The organism is Bartonella sp. AS69XJJH, from assembly GCF_042195585.1.
Lineage (GTDB): Bacteria > Pseudomonadota > Alphaproteobacteria > Rhizobiales > Rhizobiaceae > Bartonella.
The window spans coordinates 1-1,068 of record NZ_JBHIOO010000099.1; the positions used below are offsets into that span (position 1 = coordinate 1).

Annotated in this window: 1 protein-coding gene; it reads right to left on the reverse strand. The window is 40.1% G+C overall.

The window, feature by feature from the left end; genetic code table 11:
- On the reverse strand, positions 1–1,068 hold a 1,068-nt coding region (locus ACFIK6_RS09935), incomplete at both ends, for a tyrosine-type recombinase/integrase (protein ID WP_375642749.1).

Here is a 1,068-nt window from a genome sequence, read left to right on the forward strand (position 1 = left end):
AGCCCACTGTTCCAAGAGAACATGTCGCTGTTCTAAAAAATCCGTTCGCATGTAGGCTTTCGTCACTGAACTCCCAACTGTATGTGCAAGAACAGTTTCAGCAATCTCAAATGGTGTTGATGTTGTCTCTGCTATCCAATCCCGTAAGCTTGAACGAAAACCATGGGGACGATAAGTCAAGCCGCAAACTGTCATATACTTTGCCATGGTAGCATCAGAAATGGGGTTGCCTTTAAGACCAGAAAAGAGAAAACCATTCTTTTCAAAGGGGAGAGTTTTTTCAATAACTCTCAAAGCTTCATCACTTAGTGGCACACGAAAGTCTGAAACTTTCCCTACAATACCTTTCATGTTTTCTTTTGGTATCGTCCATATATTTTTGTCAATTTGTTCAAGACGCAAATAGCGCAATGGATATGACCGTGCTCCCGTCAAAATGAGTAACTTCAGTGCTAAATTTGAAAGGATCTTATCATCCAAGCTTTGATAAAATGCCGGAACCTCTTGCCATGGCATAGCAGGAATATTTGTTGATGTCGCACGTGGTTTTCCTAAAAGCGCGCGTGCCTTCATACAAGCTTGTAGATCAACATCTAGACCAAGAGCCGCAGCATATTTCAAACAAATATTGATACGGTTAAGTGCTTTTCTTGCCGTATCTGCTTTTTCATGCCAAAGGGGTGCGAGAACATTGCGAATGATATTGGCTGTTAATTTTTCTATAGGTAAATTACCAATGTGTGGAATCACGTGCAACTCTAATGGAGAAAACCATCGGCCGTTTTTACCTTCATTTTTCAACTCTGCTTTTTTGCTTTCAAAAGCTGCTTTTGCAATTTCTTGAAAAATATTGCTTTGCTGTTTTAAAATAGTCTGTTCTCGAAAGACAATAGGATCATTGCCTTCTTTAAGAATATCACTATAATATCTTGTAAGCTCACGCGCTTCTTTTAAAGAGAGTTTCGTAACAGGACCAAGTCCCATTTCACGGCGCTTATTGTGGTGCGTATAACGAAAAAACCAAGAGCGTGTATTGTCTTTTCGAACATTTAACCATAGCCCTGCCCC